The organism is Rhizobium centroccidentale, from assembly GCF_030182565.1.
GTDB lineage: Bacteria > Pseudomonadota > Alphaproteobacteria > Rhizobiales > Rhizobiaceae > Rhizobium.
Genome location: NZ_JAQJCG010000043.1, coordinates 1 through 19,499, shown reverse-complemented (window position 1 = coordinate 19,499; position 19,499 = coordinate 1). Strand labels below are relative to the sequence as shown.

Sequence of the window (19,499 nt, the reverse complement as noted above, 5' to 3'; positions counted from 1 at the left end):
CCTATCCGGCGACGGCTCATTACAAACCTCTATCTCTCGATAAAGGCATTGAATCATCAATGTTTCCATACGTCTACAAATATCCGCGCACAGGTCTCTTTAAAGCGTGTCAGGGGTCAGGCGATCGTGCTTTCCACCCTCGGGAGACCAGATGTTTTCGAGATGATAGGAAGACGGCTGCATTCTATCCCCCTGGCTACTCCCCTCTGGCAGCGAGCTTCAGTAGTGGTCGGACTGCGAGAAGGTATGGGCGAGCTCCGCCTGCCCCGCCGTCAGGCCGCAATCGACAGGCAGGCAGACGCCAGTGATCGCCGAGGCAAGCGGACTTGCGAGGAAGGAGACGGCATTGGCGACATCGGCCGGATCGACGACGCGACGCAGCGCATACCAGCGCTTCGCCTCCTCGAAGACATTCGGATTTGCGGCGGCCCGCGCTTCCCAGGCTTGGGTGCGCACCGTGCCGGGCGCGACCGCATTCGAGCGGATGCCGAACTTGCCGTATTCGACCGCAACCAGCCTAGTGAAATGCAGAAGCCCCGCCTTGGCGGCGCTGTAGGCCGGATGGCCGAAGACGGCCATGCCGTTGACGGAGGCGATATTGATGACCGACCCCTTCGACGCCTTCAGCATGTCCACGACAGCGCGGAAGCAGAGAAAAGCCGCTTCGAGATTGAGGGCATTGTCGGCACGCCAGATGGCCGGCGTGGTATCATGAAGGCTGACGGCGCGGGCGGCACCGGCATTGTTGACGAGCGTCTTCACCCCGCCGAGATCCGATGCGGCCTTCGCCATGGCGGCAACATCGGCATCGCTGGTGATATCCGCCTTGAACGTGACGAAACGCTCCGCCGGGCCGAGTTCTCCAACAGCCTTCTGCATGGCCGCCTCGTCGATATCGACGAGCAGGATGATGTCATGGTCATCCGCCAGGCGTTTTGCGATGGCACGGCCGATATCGCCGGCAGCCCCCGTGACGATGGCAACGGATTTGCTCATATCATATTCCTTCGATCGATTCCCCGAGCGACGATCCGCCACCCTATCTTGTTATTTTCGGCGGAGCCCAATGCGATAAGCGCCGACTTTCGCAAAACTGCTCTAATCTCCAAGAAGCTGGCGGTCGTCGCCATCGCGATGGGTGACAAGCTGCTGTTTGATACGGCGCAGCGTCACCGTTGCCTGCGGCTGAATGCGGTAGGCAATCAGGCTGGCAAGAATGTCCACCACGGCTAGATAGGCGATGCGGGTCGATGTCGGTCGATAGATATTGTCTCCTTCCGGCAGGTCGACAGGCACCGTAATCTCGGCGGCGCGGGCCACCGGGCTTTCACTCTGCGTCAGAGCGATGGTCGGCACCTTGGCTTCGCGTGCCAGCGCAAAGGCGCGCACCAGCTCGGCATTGCGGCCGGAGAAGGACGAGCCGATCAGCACATCCGTCGGCTTGGCGGCCGCAGCCATCATCAACTGCATGCTGTGGTCGGAACTTGCGGTTATGCGGAGGCCGAGCCGGAACAGGCGGTTCTGCAGCTCGGTCGCGATCATCGAGGAATTGCCGCCGGAGCCGAAGGCATAGATCATCTCCGCGCCGGCAAGCCGGTTCGCCGCCCGCTCGATGGCAGCAACATCCAGCCCACGATGCAGCAGGAAGAGCGCGTTCTGCGCCTTGGTAATAATATCCTGGGCGACGTCGGCCGGGGCAATGCTCTTCGGCTCGGGCTTCAAATAGCGCATGCCGACATAGGCGGTGCGCGCGAGCTGCACCTTGAAATCGGAAAAGCTTTCGCAGCCCAAACGCCGGCAGAAGCGCGTCACCGTCGGCGGCGAGACATCCGCCTTGCCCGCCAGCTCGATGATGGAAGCATTGACGGCGAATTCGAAATCATTGAGGACGATATCGGCGATGCGGATTTCCGATTGTGAAAGCCGGCCCCTCTCTTCCTGCATGGTCGTGAAGATATCCATCAGCCCCCCTTTGTCGCTGGTTCGCCCAGGTTTGACACGTAGTCAGCGACGCGATCCATCTCAATCTTCCCGATCCCGCCGGCGCCTGTGGACAGGCGCATGCGCAGATGCAGCTTGTCATTCGTTCCCATTCGGCCGGAACCGTGACATACATGGCCACCATGCGGTTCCTGCAAATTATTTTCTTGATAAGTTGACAAATGACCATAGAAAGCAGAATTTGACCAGTGAAAATCGCGAATTATGAAAAGAATTTAAATGACGGCGGATACTATGCGTGATCCTTTCAAGAATCCCTTCCCTGCCAGCGATACCGCCAGGCATTCGATCTGGGAGATGCTCGTTCCGCGTGATATCGATGCTTTTCTTGCCGCAGACTGGTCGATGGTTGCGGGCGATTTCGTCGAAGAGGGCTTTATCGGCATCGATGGCCAGCGCACAGTCAGCCCGGACAAATGGCGCCTCGCCTTCCCGACGCTATCGGCCTATCGCGACGAGTGGCTGCGCCAGGCGCGCGACTTCGCCACACAATCCTTCGCAGAAGATCCGCGCACGGCCATTTTCACCACGACGACGCTCGAAGATATCGAAATCGAGGGCGATATGGCGCTGGTGCGCAAGAAGTTCGACGGCAGCCTTAAGAAATCGGATGGCGGCATCGACGTGATGAAGTGGCAGACACTTTATTATTGCCGCCTGCATGAAGGCCGCTGGAAGATCAGCGGCTTCACCGGCTATCTGCCGAATCCCATGGAATAGAGGCGACAGCGTTGCGCATTTTCACCGCGGCCCTTGCGACCGAGACGAATACCTTCTCTCCCATCTGCGTCGACCGGCGCGCTTTCGAAGCCTCTCTTTATGCGCCGCCCGGCATGCATCCGGAAACGCCGACGCTATGTTCGGCACCGATCACCGTCGGCCGGCGCATCGCGGCGGAAAAGGGCTGGGAGGTGATCGAGGGTACCGCCACCTGGGCCGATCCGGCCGGGCTTGTCAATCGCCGTACCTATGAGGAACTGCGCGACGAAATTCTTGAGCAGCTGCGCGCGGCGATGCCTGTCGATGCCGTCGTTCTCGGACTGCACGGCGCCATGGTCGCAGATGGTTACGAGGATACGGAAGGCGATTTTCTGTCGCGCGTGCGCGAAATCGTCGGGCCGGATATCCTGGTGTGCGCCGAACTCGATCCGCACAGCCATCTGACGGCGAAGCGCCTCACGGCCGCTGATTTCTTCGTCTATTTCAAGGAATTCCCGCATACGGATTTCGTCGATCGCGCCGAGGACCTCTGGCGGATCGCTATCGATACGCTGGAAGGCCGCGTGAAGCCGATCATGTCCGTTTTCGATTGCCGCATGATCGATGTCTTTCCGACCTCGCGCGATCCCATGCGCTCCTTCGTCGACAAGATCATGGCGATGGAAAAGAGCGACGCCGATATCCTGTCCATTTCGGTCATTCACGGCTTCATGGCCGGCGACGTGCCGGAGATGGGTACGAAGCTGCTCGTCGTCACCGATAATAAGCCGGGTAAAGGCTCTGAAATCGCCCGCAATCTCGGCCTGGAACTCTTCTCCAGGCGCGGCACCTTCATCATGCCGCAGATCGATGAAAAGCAGGCGGTGAGCGAGGCGATGGCTGCTGCCTCAGGTCCGGTCGTCATTGCCGATCTCTGGGACAATCCCGGCGGCGGCACCGCAGGCGATGCAACGGTCATCCTGCGGGAATTGCTCGACCGCGGCGCCACCGATACGGCGATCGGCACGATCTGGGATCCAATGGCCGTGCAGATCTGCATGGCGGCCGGTGAAGGCGCTGAAATCCCGCTCCGTTTCGGCGCGAAATCGGCGCCGGGCACGGGCAATCCGATCGATGGTCTTGTCAAGATCATCCGCCTTGTCCCCAATGCCGAGATGCGTTTTGGCGAGAGCTTCGCTCCCTTCGGCGATGCCGTGCATATTCAGTTCGATGGCATCGACATCATCCTGAACTCGACGCGCGCCCAGAGTTTTGATCCGAGCCTGTTTTCCGTCATGGGCATCGACCCGACAACGAAGAAAATCCTGGTCATCAAATCGACCAATCATTTCTATGCGTCCTTTTCAAAGATCGCATCGCAGATCCTTTACTGCTCCGCAGGAACGCCTTATCCCAACAATCCGGCGCGCACGCCCTACCGCCGCGCGCGAAAGGATATCTGGCCGATGGTGGCGGACCCCTTTGCAGAAGAACGGAAAGACGCCTGACATGGCACATGATATCGCCTCGGAAATCAGCCCCAAGCCCGGCGACAGCATCGAGAGCCTCTCCACGCCGCGCCCCGTCATCGACGAAGACCGGCTGGCTGCGAACATCGCCCGCGTGCAGTCCTATATGGATGAGCATGGTCTGAACTTCCGACCGCACATCAAGACGCACAAAATCCCAGCGCTGGCACGCGCCCAGATCGTCGCCGGTGCCAAGGGCATCAACTGCCAGAAGATCACTGAGGCGGAAGTCTTCGCCGATGCGGGCTTCGATGATATTCTGATCACCTTCAATATTCTCGGGGCTGAAAAGCTCGCACGGCTTTCCGCCCTGAACGACCGTATTTGCGGCCTCAAGGTCGTGGCCGACAGCACCGTGACGGTTGACGGACTTTCCGACTGGTTCGCCACCCGCAAGCCGCTGAACGTGCTGGTGGAATGCGATACCGGAGGCGCCCGTTGCGGCGTGCAATCGCCCGCGGAGGCGGCAAGGCTCGGCAAGCATATCGCCGGCAAGCCAGGCCTCGTTTTTGGCGGCCTGATGACCTATCCGAAGCCGGATAGTGCTGCCGCGACACAGGAATTCCTGTCGGAAGCCGTAGGGCTCCTGAAAGCGGACGGTATCGAATGCCCGATCGTCAGCAATGGCGGCACGCCGAGCCTTTTCGAGGCGCATCTGGTAACTGCTGCGACGGAACATCGTGCCGGAACCTATATCTATAACGACCGCTCGATGGTACGTGCCGGCCATTGCACGGAGGAGGATTGCGCCATGCACATCCTCGCCACCGTCGTCTCGCGGCCGACCGAAGATCGCGCCGTCATCGATGCTGGCACCAAGGCCCTGACCTCCGATCTTCTCGGCTTTGCGGATTACGGCCAGGTGGTCGGCTATCCCGACGCCGTCATCAAGGGTCTTTCGGAGGAACATGGCGTTATCGACCTATCGAAGTGCGCCGGCCCTCGTCCTGAGATCGGCGACAAGATCCGCATCATCCCGAACCACACCTGCGTCGTCTCCAACCTCTTCAACCAGATGGTCTTCCATCGCGATGGCGTCGTCACCCGCGTCGAAGACATAGCGGCTCGCGGTTTGGTCTGGTAGGGCGATCTGCCATCCACCGATTGCTTCCGTGGGCCACCCTCGTCCTTCGACGGGCTCAGGATGAGGGTGGAGCGAGTTCAGTTCTGAGCTATAGCTGGGCGAGATTGATCAGTCCTCATGCTGAGGAGGCCCCAGGGGCCTTCTCGAAGCAGGAGGGCGGATGGCTGCTTCCGGGGGCCGCTCTCATCAGGAAGCGGCTTGGTTCAGCAAATCCACGTCGATTTCGGTCAGTTCCACCCGCCGCTCGAAAGCCTGGCCGTTTTCGTCGAAGAGATGACAATCGCCGAGGCGGATGCCGGTCTTCAGTGGTGCGTCCATGCGGATGGCGGCACTGCCCTCCAGCGTCGCACAGAAATTCTCATCAATGCCGTCAGCCGTGGCATAGGCAACGGTTTGCGCGCCAAGACGCTCCACGACCGTCGGCACGATGGTCAGGGTCAGATCGCCATCGCCGAGCTGGACGTGTTCCGGCCGAATGCCGAGCGTCAATGCCTTGCCGGCAAAACCGGGACGTGGCGTGACAGGCAGCACGGCCTTCTGCCCCTTGTAGTCCACTTCCACACCGGCATCGCTGACATTGGTGCAAGTGACGGGCAGGAAGTTCATCTTGGGATTGCCGATGAAGCGGGCGACGAAGGTATTGGCCGGCTTGTGATAAAGCTCCAGCGGGGCGCCGACCTGCGATATTTCGCCGGCGTTCAGCACAACGATGCGGTCGGCCATGGTCATGGCCTCGACCTGATCATGCGTCACATAGATCATGGTCGCCTGCAGCTGGCGATGCAGCTTGGCGAGCTCGATACGCATATCAGCGCGCAGTGCGGCGTCTAGGTTCGACAGCGGCTCGTCGAACAGGAAGATCTTCGGCTCGCGCACGATGGCGCGGCCGATGGCGACACGCTGGCGCTGACCGCCAGACAGCTGACCCGGCTTTTCCTGCAGGCGTTTATCGAGGTGCAGGATGCGCGCAGCATGCTCGACCTTGGCCTTCAGCTTCTCTTCCGGCATCTTTTCAACCCGCAGCGGAAAAGCAATGTTCTCGAACACCGACATATGCGGATAAAGCGCATAGGACTGGAAGACCATAGCAATGCCGCGCTTGACGGGCGGCAGATCGTTGACGCGGGCGCCATCGATCTTGATGTCGCCGCTGGTCACATCGTCGAGGCCGGCAATCATGCGTAACAAGGTCGACTTGCCGCAGCCGGACGGACCGACGAAGACGATGAACTCACCGTCATTCACGTCGAGCTCGACGCCCTTGATGACCTCGAAATGACCATAGAATTTCTTGACCTGATGAAGGTGCAGCTTTCCCAAACTCTGTCTCCGCGCGGCGCCGCCATGGGCGGGCAGGGCTCCAAAGGCCGCGCGCATTGCGCGCGGCCCGGTGACTTGCAGACTTACTTATACTGCTCGAGATCGGCAGCGGCCTTCTTCAGCGCATCCGCCGGTTGAGCCTGGCCGGTGACGACCGATTGGACCATGGAGATCATCACGTTCTGGAAGCCCTTGTAGTCCTTGAAGAGCGGCTCGGGACCACCGTAGGCGATGCCGTCGATGAACGGCTTCCAGGAAGCGTCCTTCTTGACGAACTCGTCTACCTGCGCTGACGGACGCAGAGGCGTGAGGCCGGCGCCGCCCTGGAGTTCATACTCGCCCTGCGGGCCCGGAGAGGTGATGAACTTGGCCAAGTCGATCGCCTTGTCCTCGACGCCGCTACCCTTAAAGACGGCAAGGCTGTCGGTGATGAGCAGCGTGCCCTGGCCCTTGGCCGAAGGACCGAGCGGCAGCGGTGCGACACCCCAGCTGATCTTCGTTTCCTTCAAGCGGGCGGCGGCGCCGGAGCCGGCCTGGATCATGCCGACCTTGCCATCGAGGAAGATGGCGCGCATTTCGTTCTGCTCATAGGCCGTCGGTCCTTCGACCGAATAAGGCGTGATGTCCTTGTAGGCCTGAAGGGCGGCCAGCACTTCCGGGCTGTCGAGGACGATCTTGTCGCCGTCGATGACCTTGCCGTTGTTGGTGTAAACCCAATGCAGGAACTGGTGCATGGTATTGTCGAAGGTCTTGGCCGAGAGGCCATAGCCGGGAATGCCGGTCTTTTCCTTGATCGCCTTGGCGTCGGCGATTTCCTCGGCCCAGGTTGTCGGTGCCTTTTCAGGATCGAGCCCGGCCTTCTTGAAAAGGTCCTTGTTCCAGTAGAGCGCCTTGGTCGAGAAGGCGATCGGCGTGCCCCACTGCTTTCCATCGAAGGTTACCGTATTAACGATGCCTGGATAATAGGCCTTCTTCTCGTCGTCCGTCATCGGGATCGGAACGATCAGATCGTTGTCGGCGAACTGCTTGAGCGTGCGGGAACCGACATACGCCATGGCAACAGGCGTGCCGGCCGCAGCGAGCGTGGTTGCCTTGTCCTGGCACTGCTCCCAACCGACAACCTCGGGCTTGACGGTCCAGCCCGGATTCTTGTCTTCCCACTGCTTGATATATTTCACATGGATCGGATCGATAGTGTCACCGCAATAGATCCAGCTGATCTCCTTGTCGGCGGCCTGGGCGTTCACGGCGCCAAGCGCGGTGGAGCCGAGCAAAGCAAGGGCGAGAAGCCCCGTCTTGAAATGGAATGTCACGTTTAAGCTCCCGTTCTCTCTGGTGGTTGATTGATTTTATTGCTTCACCGCGCCAGCGGTCAGACCGCTGACGAGATACCGTTGCAGGAAGAAGATCACGACCAGAGCCGGCGCGATGCCGACGAAACTTGCGGCCATGAGCTCGTTCCAGACGACCTCCTGCCGGCCGAAATAGGCAAAGAGCCCAACCGGCAGCGGCATGTATTCCGTCTTCGAATTGAAGGTGAGCGCATAGATGAACTGTTGCGCGTAGGAACCGATGAAAGTGGTAATGGCGACCACGGTGATACCCGGCATGGCGATCGGCAGGATGACGCGACGCAGCGTATAGAAATGGCTGGCACCATCGACAAAGGCTGCCTCATCGAGCTCCTTCGGAATGCGCATCATATAGGTGCGCAGCAGCCAGATCCCGGAGGGAATGAGGAAAGCGACACCCGGTACGATCATGGCAAGATAGGTGTTCAAAAAGCCGAAGGAACGCATGAGCCGGAACAGCGGGATCAGCAGCACGGCACCGGAAAACATATTGACTGCCAGGAAGGCGCCGAGCAGGAGGCCGGAGCCTCGGAACTCGAAACGCGCGAACGCATAGGCGGCCGGCACGACGAGGATCAGCACGATGACGGTGCTTACACCGGAAATCAGGAAGGAGTTGAAGATATACCAGCCGAAACCGGGCACGCTGGTCCACATCGTACGATAGGCTGCAAACGAGCCATTTTCGGGAATGAACCGATAGGGCGAAGAGAAAAGCTGGCTGAGCGGCTTCAACGAGACCAGGAACCCTTCGACGAAGGGTGCCAGCACGAAGGTCAGGAACAGCAGGATCCCGGCATAGATGCCGATCAGCTCGTACCACTTGTAGCGATTGATCATGGCGGGCTGGCTCATCGCTGCTTGGCTCCCGTGGAAAAGCGGCTGGTCAGGCGGAAATAGGCAAGGCAGAAGATCGACAGGAAGATGCAGATCAGCACCGCGCGGGCGGCGCCTTCGCCATATTTGTAAGAGCCGATCGCGGTGCGATAGGTGTCGATGATCATCGTCGTCGTCTCTCCGTTCGGGCCGCCGCGCGTCAGGATCCAGATGATGTCGAAGGAATTGAAGGTGGCGATCAGCGACAGCATCGACATGGTGACCAGCGACGGCAGCAGCAGCGGCAGGGTGATGCGACGGAAGCGATAGAAGCGACCGGCGCCATCCGTCCAGGCGGCTTCGTAGAGATCATGCGGGATCGCTTGCATGGCCGCCAGCATATAAAGAGTGACCATCGGCACACCGATCCAGACGTCGGTAATGATCGTCGCCCAGAAGGCTGTGCTGCCATAGGCGAGGAACGCCACCGGGCTGTCGACGATGCCGAAACGCTGCAGCATGCCTGAAATCATGCCGAACTGGCCATTGTACATCCAGCCCCACATGAAGATGCCGATCGCCATCGGCACAACCCAGGGCGGCATTGTCAAGACGCGGAAAAGCGCGCGGCCGGGAACGGCGGAATTCAACAGCGCCGCGCCCAGCGTGCCGATGATCATCTTGATCGACACGGAGAAGAACGTCCAGATGAAGGTCCGAACGATGACGCCCGCGAAAGTGTCGTTGAAGATCTTCGCGTAGTTCTCGAAACCGACCCAATTCGTCACCTTCTTCAACGATGCATCGGTGAAGGATAGGATTATCGTGTCGACCAGCGGATAGGCGACGATGACGGTGACATAGAGGAGAGCCGGAAAAAGAAGGAGCCAGGCGAAGATGACCGTGCCGCGTTGAACACCCATCCTGCGCCCCTCCCTAGGCGGCTCTTGAATGAAGCGCTTCGTCGAACTCGTCCCAGATCGGCCGGAGATCGACAACGGTCTTCTTCATGCGGGCCTCGTCCATCGAGAGCGCTAGAATGCCCGCCTCCAGCGCATTCTGGGTCGACACCGGCAGATGCAGGCCCGTTTTGACATGCGCGATGATATCGGCGGCCATTTGCTCGTCGGCGCCGTAATGTTGCGAAAGCGTGGTGGCCGCGTAAGTGTTTTCGATCACCTTCTTGCCGGTCAGCATCTCATGGACATTGAAATAACCGCGGATGAAATCGCCCTCGGCCATGCCGCGCGAGCCCATGATGGCGAAGCGACGGAACTGGTCCGGCACATTGAGATTGGTATGGAAGTTCATGCCGACGCCATTGGCATATTCGATGATCGCCACCTGGTAGTCGATGATGTCGCCATCGCTGTCAAAGACCTTGTCGGACCCCATCCAACCACTCGGCTTGCGATGGAAGAGCTCGAGATCGTTGATGCCTTCCCTTGCCGGATCGTTTTCCGGAATGAAGCTCTTGCGTCCGCCAAAGCTTGCGACCCGCTCCGGCCGCGCACCGACGACGCCATTATAGAGATCGAGGTCGTGGCAGCATTTCTCCAGCATGAAGCTGCCGGAATAATGTTCGTAGCGGCGCCAGTCGCGCATGAAGAAGGCGCCGTGATAGGGTTCGATGTGCTCGGCAGCCTCGATGGAAACGACGTGACCAAGCTTCCCCTCGGCCTGGGCAGCCAGGAGATCACGGTACATCGGCGAATAGCGCAGCACGAGGCCGACATTCAGGCGCTCATGACCGAATTTCGCCATAAGGCGGGCAAGCTCGATGCTATCCTTGATCGTCGTGACGATCGGCTTTTCGCAGAAGATCTTGAGGCCGGCCTCGAGGCCGATGCGGATGTGATCGAGATGCATGTGGTTCGGCGAACCGATCATCAAGAGGTCGATCTTTTCGTTGGCGATCAGATCCTGGGGTGTTGCGTAAGCCTTTCCGGCTGAGATGCCTCGTTCGAGCAAACCGGGCAGACCCGCGGGTTCGGGATCGACATATCCGGCAATCTCGAAGCTCTCGTCGATCGCCTTGAAGACATAGCCCAGATAACCCAGGCGGAATCCCAGCCCAATGATTCCAACGCGCATGCTTTATGTTCCCATTACGTAATTTATTTTCGTAAGCTTGGGACAAATTTTCGCATTCGTCAACGACGTTCGCGCATTTAACCGAAAACATGAAATTTATTTTCAGATCGCCAATAAAACTTACACGGCGCCAACATGAAGCCACGCTCGCTTTGGTTGCGCTGCCGCTTAATGCGGCAGAATGCCTACGACTTATCTATCCGGGCCGTTATATTGCCAATACTGGTAGTTCGGCTTTCTGGTGCTGCTGGAAATAACGCCATTCTGATCGCAAACGTAACCCAGGCGCGGCAGGCCCCGGTAGAACGGACCTTCGTGAAAATAATCGGCGTACACGGTGGCGGTGCGACACTGGAACTTCTCGTCATCAGCCATTTTCGGCGCAGTTACGCCCGGAAGGTTCTTGTAAGGATAGACGGGAGCGACATATGGCTTGGGCAGGAGCGGATTATCGGCAAAGGCGGCCGCCGGCATCAAGACCGCAAAGGACAGGGCAGCAATGGCGATTTTCGACTTGATCCACATAAACTGCTACGCTCCTTTACAACTGCGAGCGCAACGACCACACGCCGCATATCATAAATATAGTGGGACTGCAGTCATGCGCCAACGGCTTCCCCGATCAAAATCGCGCACAAGTGACGGTTTACGCATCACCGACGCGGGCCATTCACGCTACGTTACACCAAAAAAAATGCTTTTATCTACAAATACAACACATGCGTGTGCCAGCCGTTTGCGACAAGTCATAAGCATGTTATATAGTATGAAAATTGTCATCTTGGTTGTTGCCGGCGCGATTTCTGTTTGAAGGAGTAGCAGTCATTCTCGAACAGATTAATCGTATCCCGCCTCTTGTTGACCCGGAGACTGCTGACGATGCCGCTCAGCAGGTTTCCATCTATGTCATCAATCTCGATCGCTCGCGTGATCGCTGGGAGCGACTGTGCAACCAGGCCGTCGAATACGATCTGCATATCACGCGCATTCCTGCCGTCGACGGCCGTCTCATCGCGGAGGCTGACCGCGTCGATTTTCAGCCGCATTCGTTCATCTATCATAACGGCCGCAAGCTTCTGCCGGGAGAGTACGGATGCTATCGCAGCCATCTGATAGCGCTTGAGCAATTCGTCGCCAGCGGCGACAAGATGGCGATCATCATGGAAGACGATGTCGAGCTCAACGAGAAGCTTATCCCGCGTGCGATCGCGGCGATGGACAGCGTCCAGGACGCGCGTCTCGTCAAACTCGTCAACCATCGCCTCGTCGGCTTCAAGTCGGTCTGCGAAACCAGTGAAAACGATGTCGTCGGCCGCTGCATGCATGGTCCGCAAGGGTCGGCTGCCTGTTATATCGTCAACCGCAAGGCGGCCAAGAAGCTGCTGACGACGCTGAAACCCATGCTTCTCCCCTACGACGTCGCCTTGGAACGCGGCTGGTCAACCGGCGTCGAGACGTTCACGACCTTTGAAAACCTGGTCGATTTCAGCCCGCACCGCGCCGACACCACGATCGGCAAACGCGTGCATTACCGCGCGGTAAAGCGGCATCCCCTGTTGCGGCTGACGGCACATTGGTTCCGCACCTGCGATCAAGTGCGCCGCTGGTACTACGCCGTCAAGATCAAACGGTAGCGATCAGCAATGCTTGGCCAAGGCCAAGCATAACACATGGAGAGCGGCCGCCTAGAGCGGTTCAACCTTTCGGGGAATCTCTGAGCCGCTCTATCTCTTAGCTTTCACGCAATTCCGGACGGAAAACCGCTACGGACTTTCCTGGAATTGCTCTAATGGCGGATACACGCCTATAGCTGCGCAACGTTGTCGAGGTTCGGTTGGTCGACCGTCAGATCCGTCTCGCGCTCGCGATAGACCAGATCGACCACTTCGCTGCTCGGCGCATAGCCGGAAACGAGCTTTTGCAGCAGGGCTCTCGCCAAGGGGATATCGTTTTCATCCAACGCCGCCTCGAGTGCGGCGAGCCGCTTCGACAGCTCCGGCCAGGGCAGGAAATCTTCCTTGGCCTGCATGATGCGCGGATGGCTGGTCGGCTGCGGGTTGTCGCCGATCAGCAGTTCCTCAAAAAGCTTCTCGCCCGGCCGCAGACCGGTGATTTCAAGCTCGATATCGCCATCCGGTTCGTCCTGGTCCCGTACGGTCAGACCGGACAGTTCCACCATTCGCCGCGCGAGATCGGCAATGCGTACCGGTTCGCCCATATCGAGCAGGAAGACATCGCCGCCGCCCGACATCGCGCCCGCCTGGATCACAAGCTGCGACGCCTCGGGAATGGTCATGAAATAACGGGTGATATCGGGATGCGTCAGCGTGATCGGGCCGCCGTCGCGGATCTGCTGGCGAAAGAGCGGCACGACCGAACCGGAGGAACCGAGCACGTTGCCGAAGCGCACCATGGCGAAATTGGTACCGTCGGTGCCGGGCTTGCGATCGGCGTCCATCGCCTGCAGCACCATTTCCGCGAGCCGCTTGCTGGCGCCCATGATGTTGGTCGGACGCACGGCCTTGTCGGTGCTGATGAGGACGAAATTTTCGACACCATGATCGCGCGCGGCTTCGGCCGCTATCTGCGTTCCCTGCACATTGTTGCGGATGCCTTCGACGGGATTGTATTCGACGAGCGGCACATGCTTGTAGGCAGCGGCATGATAGACGGTCTTCGGCCGCCAGACCTGCATGATCTGCCTGATCCGCTGGCCGTCGCGGACGGAAGCCAGGAAGGGAATGATGCGCATATCGGCATAGCCGGCGGAGGCGGCCGCCTTCTCCAGCTCGCCGTGAATCGCATAGAGGGCGAACTCGCTCTGCTCGATCAGCAGCAGGGCGGACGGCCCGTTCTTCAGGATCTGGCGGCAGAGTTCGCTGCCGATCGAACCGCCGGCACCGGTGACCATGACGACCTTGCCGCGGATATTCTTGTCGATCAGGCCGCGGTCGGGGGCGATCACGTTGCGGCCGAGCAGGTCTTCGATATCAAGCTCGCGCAGATCCGAAACCGCGACCCGGCCCTGCGCGAGCGCCGTCAGATCTGGCATGGTCCGCACGGTGACGCGGGCCTTGCGCATATCTTCAAGGATTTCGTTGCGCCGCTGCCGCGTGGCATTCGGCAGGGCGAGCAATACGCCCTTGATCTCGCCCGAGACCACAAGCGCCGGCAGATCGGCCGGATCGTAGATCGGCAGGCCGCCCATGATGCTGCCATGCAGGTTGCGATCGTCGTCGAGATAGCCGACGACGTTCAGCTCCGCGCTATTGGCAAGCGCGCCCGCAAGCTGACGCCCTGACGCGCCGGCGCCGTAAACCAGTACCTTGGCGAGCTGATTGCGATTGAGAAGGCGCTGATAGGCGTTGCCAAGCCAGTAGCGCGTCCACATGCGCGACAGGCCGATCGCGATCAGCAGCAGCAAGGGCTGCAAAATGCCAACGGTGCGCGGCACGCCCGGCACGCTGATCGCGGTAAAAATCGTCATGAAAGCGAGGGCATAGATCGCCACCGCCTTGACGACCGTAACGAAAGCCGAAAGACCCGCATAGCGGAATATGGCGCGATAGAGGCCGAGGACGATGAAGATCGGAATGGCAAGCAGAAGCGAAACGACCGCCGGCAGCCACTCGACACCTTCGAGGATGACCCAGTCGTCGAGGCGAAGACAATAGGCAAACCAGACCGTCAGCACACACAGGCTGGCATCGACCAGCAGCGCAAGCGCGCGCTTGGTGGAGCGCGGCAACGCCAGAAACGGCAGAACGAGTTTATCCGCGGGCACCATCGGTCAGCTTTCCCCGGCGCCAGTCATCGGAGCAACGCACCGCTTTTCTCGCATAGATTGTCTCACAAAGTATCGCACAACGCCTAATGACCGTATCGTGCTCCATTAGCAAGATCCAATCATTCCCAGCGCCGATTTACATTTAGAACAGTCGGCGCGCAATTGCACCATCGATGCTGAAAAAGGCCGCCGATGCGAAAGGGGAAAACGATGATCACTTGCCGAAATAGCCACGGATGACGGGATGCCGAAACAGGCCGAGGAGAATGGCAAACGCCATGCCAAGACCGGCACCAAATATTGCGCCGGCGATCAGGCCGGCCACCATCATCACCTTGCGGCTCGGCCCATCGGCTTTCAGCGGCGGCTCCGCCTCCGAGATCACGCGGATATTGCTCTGCGACAGATCCTTAGCATCGCTCGCCTGACCGGACCGCTTCAGCAGCGATTCATAGAGGTCGCGAGCCGCGGTCGCCTTGCGCTGCAGCTCGTTCAGGCCCACAAGCTTGCCCGAGGTGTTGACCTGCGAGGCCTTCTGCACGGCAAGTTCCTTGGCGATATCCTGTTCGGCCTTCTGCGCCTGCTCGTAATCGGCGCGGGCCGAGGTCATCTGCCGCTGCAGCTCCGCGCGAATTTCGGCGGCGAGGCTATCCAGCGACGATTTCGCGGCAAGCAGGCGCGGATGGCGAGCGCCGAGCTGGCTTTGAAGGCTGCCGACATTGGCCGCCATCGTCGCATATTGCTGCCGCAGGCTGCTCAAAGCCGTCGATGTCACCCCTGCGGACGGATTGTTGGAGACCACATCTTCAAAGCTAAGCTTGCCGGCCGCGTCCGCGCGGGCTCTTGCCTCGATCGTCTTCTGCTGGGCTGTCACCAATAGATCGTTCAAGGCGGTCAGGCGCTTGTCGGAGATCAGATTGCCCTCGACGGCCACCATGTCGTTGTCGGCGCGATAGGTTTCGACTGCCTTTTCGGCTGACAGTACCTGCTGGCGCAGATCCTCCAGGCGGGAATCGAGCGCCGTATTGCTGCTCTTGTAGGTGCTAGCAGCCGCCTTGCTCTCTTCCTCCATGAAGGAGCTCACCAGCTGGTTGGCGATCCCGGCCGATTTTTGAGGGTCGCCCGTCGTCACCTTCGCGTTGACGACGTAGGTGCTGGACTCGCGGGCGATCTGCACGGCTTTCGCCAAGGCAGCAGTGGCCACATATTTTGCCGCCTCGCCGGTGGCGCCGCCATTGAATTTCGGATCCTGATCGAGTTTCAGCGCATCGACGACGCGCCCCAGCACCTTGCCGGAAGACAGAATCTGCGTCTGGCTGTCGATCATCGTCGTGATCAATTCCGGCGGCGTCGGCGCCTGCTGGGCAGAATCGGAGCCTCCGACCGGCCGAGGGTCGAAATAGAGGCTGGTCTCGGCGGTGAATTTCTGCGGAATAAGGGGAATGACCGCTCCGCCCAGAACGGCGCCGGCGCCTGCCAGGGCAAGAACCACAAATTTCCTCGCCCAGATCGAAGCGATGGCCGACCGAAGATCAAGCAACGGCAACTTTGCCGGCAGTAGCGATGCCGCCGGAGCAGCGGCAAATACCGGAGCAACCGCAACCTGCTCCACGGTCGGGATCGCCGCAGCGACAACCGGCTCGGCAATGGGGCGCGGGACCACCGACTCCTTCACATCGGATCGCTTCGGCGGGCTTTGCGGAACGGCGGCTTCCGGAATGGGCGCCTCAAGCTCCTCGGAATCTGCTATGGGCTCGGCAGCGGCAACGAAATCCCGAGGACGCAAGACGGGACTGCGCAGGCGCACGCCATCGCGCCGTACATCAGACGGCTCGGTGTCGCGCCAACCCGCAAGTCGGTCCGATCGCTGGCTTCGTTCCATTGAGCTCATTGCAGACTTTCAGTGCTTCGCGGGCGGATTCCACGCAGCAGACGCCCGAAGTTTAGAAACGTTTGGCTAACGGAACATTAAGGACGCTTCCAGGAAATCGCGCCGCGACCATCAACGCAACCCATCCTTTCATTATTGCTCAACACCATACTTCCTATGAAAAGCAAGCCGCACGGAAGACAGGGGCATGCTATGACCGCATCGATGACGAAATCTCTGCGACGCCTGCTGGCCGCGGCCGTCATGCTCGCTTTCACGACGCACGCAGGAGGCGCATTTGCCGCCGCGCAACTGTGCTATCGCGGCGTCAATCTGTCCGGCGCGGAATATGGCGAACGCGGCGGGGTCATCAATGTCAATTACACCTATCCGTCAGAACAGACCGTGCGTTATTTCGCGGAAAAGGGCATGAACACGATCCGCCTGCCCTTCCGTTGGGAACGGCTGCAGCCCGTGCTCGGAGCGCCCCTCGATGGCGACGAACTGCAACGGCTGAAGGATGCCGTCGATCTCATTCAGAAACACGGAATGGCAGTCGTTCTCGATCCTCATAACTACGCCTATTACGACAAGACGCAGCTCAAGCAGCCGCCCGCGACCGATCTCGCTTTCGGCGATTTCTGGGCGCGGCTTGCAGTCGAATTCGCCAATCGGAAGGGCGTCGCCTTCGGCCTGATGAACGAGCCACACGACCTCAAGGCGCCCGATTGGCTTGAACTTGCCAATACCGCCATCCGCAGCATCCGCACCGTCGGCGCACGCAATCTCATCCTCGTACCCGGAACGAACTGGACGGGCGCACACAGCTGGTCGGCCGATGTGCTTGGCGGGGGCGCAAACGGAACGGTGATGCTCGGCATCAAGGATCCGATCGATTTCTACGCCTTCGAATTTCACCAATATCTGGATTCGGACAGCTCGGGCACGCACCCGGTCTGCGACGGCACCGACAATGCCGTGAAGGGCATGAGCGACGTCACCGACTGGCTGCGCAAGAACGGCAAACGCGGATTTCTGGGCGAATTCGGCGTCGCCGCCAATGATGGTTGCCTCGACGGTCTCAAGCAGGTTCTCGACATCATGAACGCCAACGGCGACGTATGGCTCGGCTGGACCTACTGGGCCGCTGGCGACTGGTGGCCGCCGGAGGAGCCGCTCAACGTCCAGCCCCGCAATGGCCGCGACAAACCGCAGATGAAGGTTCTTGCCGAAGGCCTGAGCCGAAAGGTGTCGCTGGCGCCTTCATGCGCGCTGGTCAAGCCTGCGAAATGATCGGTAACGGAGAGCCGGCTCTTTGTCGCGAATCATCGGGCTGATATGCTGCCGCGGCCAGTGAAGACGCCACGACCTCGGATATCTCATGCAACGTTCAGGCGAAAAGCAGCCGATCAATTTCGTCATTCTCACGATTTCGCTGCTTGCGGTCTGCTATAACTGCATCCTTGCCTTCATCAATCACAATGTCACGCCGCTGACGCCGAGCGCGGTCGTCTTGTCCGAAATATTGCTGCAGGTCGCCGCTTTCACCTATCTGCTGACGAAAGGCATATATGAGGAGGACATAGCACCGCTCCTTTACCTGCTGCTGACGATCGTGCTGACGGTTTTCGTCATCGCCATCAACAAGCAGGCCTATATCGATCATCTCCGCAACGTGATGATCATTTTTGCCTTTTCAATCATGGGGCGGCTGGCCAACGAGCGCACCGTCAAGCTTGCTTTCAAGATTTCATGCTTCATCGTGCTTGCCGTGCTTGTGCTGGAAATCGTGTCGGTCAAGGAATATGTCGCGCTGTTCCATCCGGCCGAATATTTCCAGAATACGCGTGGCGTGCCGCCGGCGACCTACAGCGATATCGGCCTGTTTCGCGGTGCGCTCGGCTTCGAGGGCCGGTTTTCTTTCGGCCTGATCGACCACCGGTCGTCCTCCATCTTCCTGGAGCAGGTCTCGCTTGCCAATTTCTGCGGCGTGATGGTGCTGTATCTGATCAGCTTTTCCAATCGCCTGGGATTGCTGGAACGGCTGCTATTCTTCTCGACGGTCGTGCTGATCCTGTTGACGAACGACACGCGCACGATGCTGATCTTCAGCCTCATCTGCGTGGCCGGCTACTTCATCTATCCGTGGCTCCCGAAGACGCTCGACCTGCTGACAATGCCCGGGATCATCGTTGTCGGCTTCGTCATTCACGCGCTCGAGCCGAGCGTGACGGGCGATAATTTCGTCGGGCGCATCAATGGCACGGTGAAAGCCTTCCTAGGCATGGATCTGCAGAGCACGATCGGCTTGCAGCTCGATCAGGTCGGCATCTTCTTCGACAGCGGATATGTCTACATCATCTATGGCGCCACCATCTTCGGCCTGATCCTGTTCTGGCTCTACGCCTCGCTCTATCCGGGCGGCGAGACGGTCAATCAGCGGCGCCTCGGCCATGCGCTTTCCCTTTTCCTCTTCCTCAATCTGATGATCGGCTCGACGGCCATCTTTTCCATGAAAACGGCCGGGCTCGTCTGGCTTCTTGTGGGATTCCTGAAATTCAACGAGGGAAGCCTGGCAAAACGGCCACAAGAGCTTTCGCTGGCAACCAGCGGCTGAGGCGGGGATACGCCGTTCGAAGACGCAACGGGAACGGCTTTTTGCCCGCCATCCTGCCTAAATATCCGTCGAAACATGGCTGGGGGGAGGTATTTCCCAGACCTCCGATTTCATCTAAGCAGGCGGACATCCTCGGGATAGAAGAGAAGAGACATGACGAGCTATGTATTGACAGTTGCGTGCAAATCGACGCGTGGGATTGTTGCGGCGATCTCGAACTATCTGGCCGGCGAGGGCTGCAACATCGTCGACTCCAGCCAGTTCGACGATCTCGACACCGGCATGTTCTTCATGCGCGTCTCCTTCATCTCGGAAGAAGGTGTGGGCCAG

At 59.5% G+C, this 19,499-nt stretch carries 17 protein-coding genes; 7 read left to right on the top strand and 10 right to left on the bottom strand.

The features are described 5' to 3' along the window. Window positions 1-219: 219 nt before the first annotated feature. Complete coding sequence (locus tag PH562_RS30220; protein ID WP_285177557.1) at window positions 220-996, bottom strand: SDR family oxidoreductase; 777 nt, start codon at window positions 994-996, stop codon at window positions 220-222. 102 nt (window positions 997-1,098) lie between these two features. Then, window positions 1,099-1,962, bottom strand: coding sequence for a MurR/RpiR family transcriptional regulator (locus PH562_RS30215; RefSeq protein WP_092714723.1), 864 nt, complete (start codon window positions 1,960-1,962; stop codon window positions 1,099-1,101). Window positions 1,963-2,235: 273 nt separating this feature from the next. On the opposite strand from PH562_RS30215, the gene PH562_RS30210 reads away from it, so the two are divergent. Genes PH562_RS30210 through PH562_RS30200 form a run of 3 tightly spaced genes read left to right on the top strand, consistent with a single transcriptional unit; the run spans window position 2,236 to window position 5,313 of the window. Further along, entirely contained in the window at window positions 2,236-2,721 is a 486-nt protein-coding gene (locus PH562_RS30210; protein WP_285177561.1) for a hypothetical protein, read from the top strand. Between the two features lie 11 nt (window positions 2,722-2,732). Next, window positions 2,733-4,208, top strand: coding sequence for a M81 family metallopeptidase (locus PH562_RS30205; RefSeq protein WP_285177556.1), 1,476 nt, complete (start codon window positions 2,733-2,735; stop codon window positions 4,206-4,208). Between the two features lies 1 nt (window position 4,209). Continuing rightward, window positions 4,210-5,313 carry a D-TA family PLP-dependent enzyme gene (locus tag PH562_RS30200; protein WP_285177555.1) on the top strand — a complete coding sequence of 368 codons (1,104 nt, stop codon included), beginning with the start codon at window positions 4,210-4,212 and terminating at the stop codon, window positions 5,311-5,313. A gap of 186 nt (window positions 5,314-5,499) precedes the next feature. On the opposite strand, the gene PH562_RS30195 is transcribed toward PH562_RS30200, so the two are convergent. The 6 genes from PH562_RS30195 to PH562_RS30170 all read right to left on the bottom strand — a co-directional run bounded on the left by PH562_RS30195 (window position 5,500) and on the right by PH562_RS30170 (window position 11,420). Next, window positions 5,500-6,633: an ABC transporter ATP-binding protein gene (locus tag PH562_RS30195; protein ID WP_113230178.1), complete on the bottom strand. Its 1,134-nt coding sequence runs from the start codon at window positions 6,631-6,633 to the stop codon at window positions 5,500-5,502. A gap of 83 nt (window positions 6,634-6,716) precedes the next feature. Further along, the gene (locus tag PH562_RS30190; protein WP_113230179.1) at window positions 6,717-7,946 is read right to left on the bottom strand and encodes an ABC transporter substrate-binding protein; all 1,230 of its coding nucleotides are present in this window, start codon (window positions 7,944-7,946) and stop codon (window positions 6,717-6,719) included. A 36-nt stretch (window positions 7,947-7,982) separates the two neighbouring features. Next, a complete protein-coding gene (locus PH562_RS30185; RefSeq protein ID WP_112722798.1) occupies window positions 7,983-8,840 on the bottom strand; it encodes a carbohydrate ABC transporter permease in 858 nt (285 codons plus the stop codon). Continuing rightward, window positions 8,837-9,724, bottom strand: a complete 888-nt coding sequence (locus PH562_RS30180; RefSeq protein ID WP_285177553.1) for a carbohydrate ABC transporter permease — start codon at window positions 9,722-9,724, stop codon at window positions 8,837-8,839. The genes PH562_RS30185 and PH562_RS30180 overlap by 4 nt, the downstream gene beginning before the upstream one ends. A gap of 13 nt (window positions 9,725-9,737) precedes the next feature. Beyond that, entirely contained in the window at window positions 9,738-10,895 is a 1,158-nt protein-coding gene (locus PH562_RS30175) for a Gfo/Idh/MocA family protein (protein WP_113230181.1), read from the bottom strand. Between the two features lie 192 nt (window positions 10,896-11,087). Next, window positions 11,088-11,420, bottom strand: coding sequence for a hypothetical protein (locus tag PH562_RS30170; protein WP_113230182.1), 333 nt, complete (start codon window positions 11,418-11,420; stop codon window positions 11,088-11,090). Window positions 11,421-11,668: 248 nt separating this feature from the next. On the opposite strand from PH562_RS30170, the gene PH562_RS30165 reads away from it, so the two are divergent. After that, the gene (locus PH562_RS30165) at window positions 11,669-12,529 is read left to right on the top strand and encodes a glycosyltransferase family 25 protein (protein ID WP_285177552.1); all 861 of its coding nucleotides are present in this window, start codon (window positions 11,669-11,671) and stop codon (window positions 12,527-12,529) included. Window positions 12,530-12,699: 170 nt separating this feature from the next. On the opposite strand, the gene PH562_RS30160 is transcribed toward PH562_RS30165, so the two are convergent. Continuing rightward, window positions 12,700-14,682, bottom strand: a complete 1,983-nt coding sequence (locus PH562_RS30160) for a polysaccharide biosynthesis protein (RefSeq protein WP_285177550.1) — start codon at window positions 14,680-14,682, stop codon at window positions 12,700-12,702. A 214-nt stretch (window positions 14,683-14,896) separates the two neighbouring features. Beyond that, entirely contained in the window at window positions 14,897-16,573 is a 1,677-nt protein-coding gene (locus PH562_RS30155) for a GumC family protein (protein WP_285177548.1), read from the bottom strand. A gap of 192 nt (window positions 16,574-16,765) precedes the next feature. Here PH562_RS30155 and PH562_RS30150 point away from each other — a divergent pair, with 192 nt between their 5' ends. The 3 genes from PH562_RS30150 to PH562_RS30140 all read left to right on the top strand — a co-directional run. Next, window positions 16,766-17,845 (top strand): glycoside hydrolase family 5 protein, encoded by a 1,080-nt coding sequence (locus tag PH562_RS30150; protein ID WP_374825000.1) that lies wholly within the window; start codon window positions 16,766-16,768, stop codon window positions 17,843-17,845. An 88-nt stretch (window positions 17,846-17,933) separates the two neighbouring features. Beyond that, the gene (locus PH562_RS30145; protein WP_285177547.1) at window positions 17,934-19,169 is read left to right on the top strand and encodes a hypothetical protein; all 1,236 of its coding nucleotides are present in this window, start codon (window positions 17,934-17,936) and stop codon (window positions 19,167-19,169) included. Window positions 19,170-19,322: 153 nt separating this feature from the next. Continuing rightward, on the top strand, window positions 19,323-19,499 hold a 177-nt coding region (locus tag PH562_RS30140), incomplete at its 3' end, for an ACT domain-containing protein (RefSeq protein WP_350223792.1).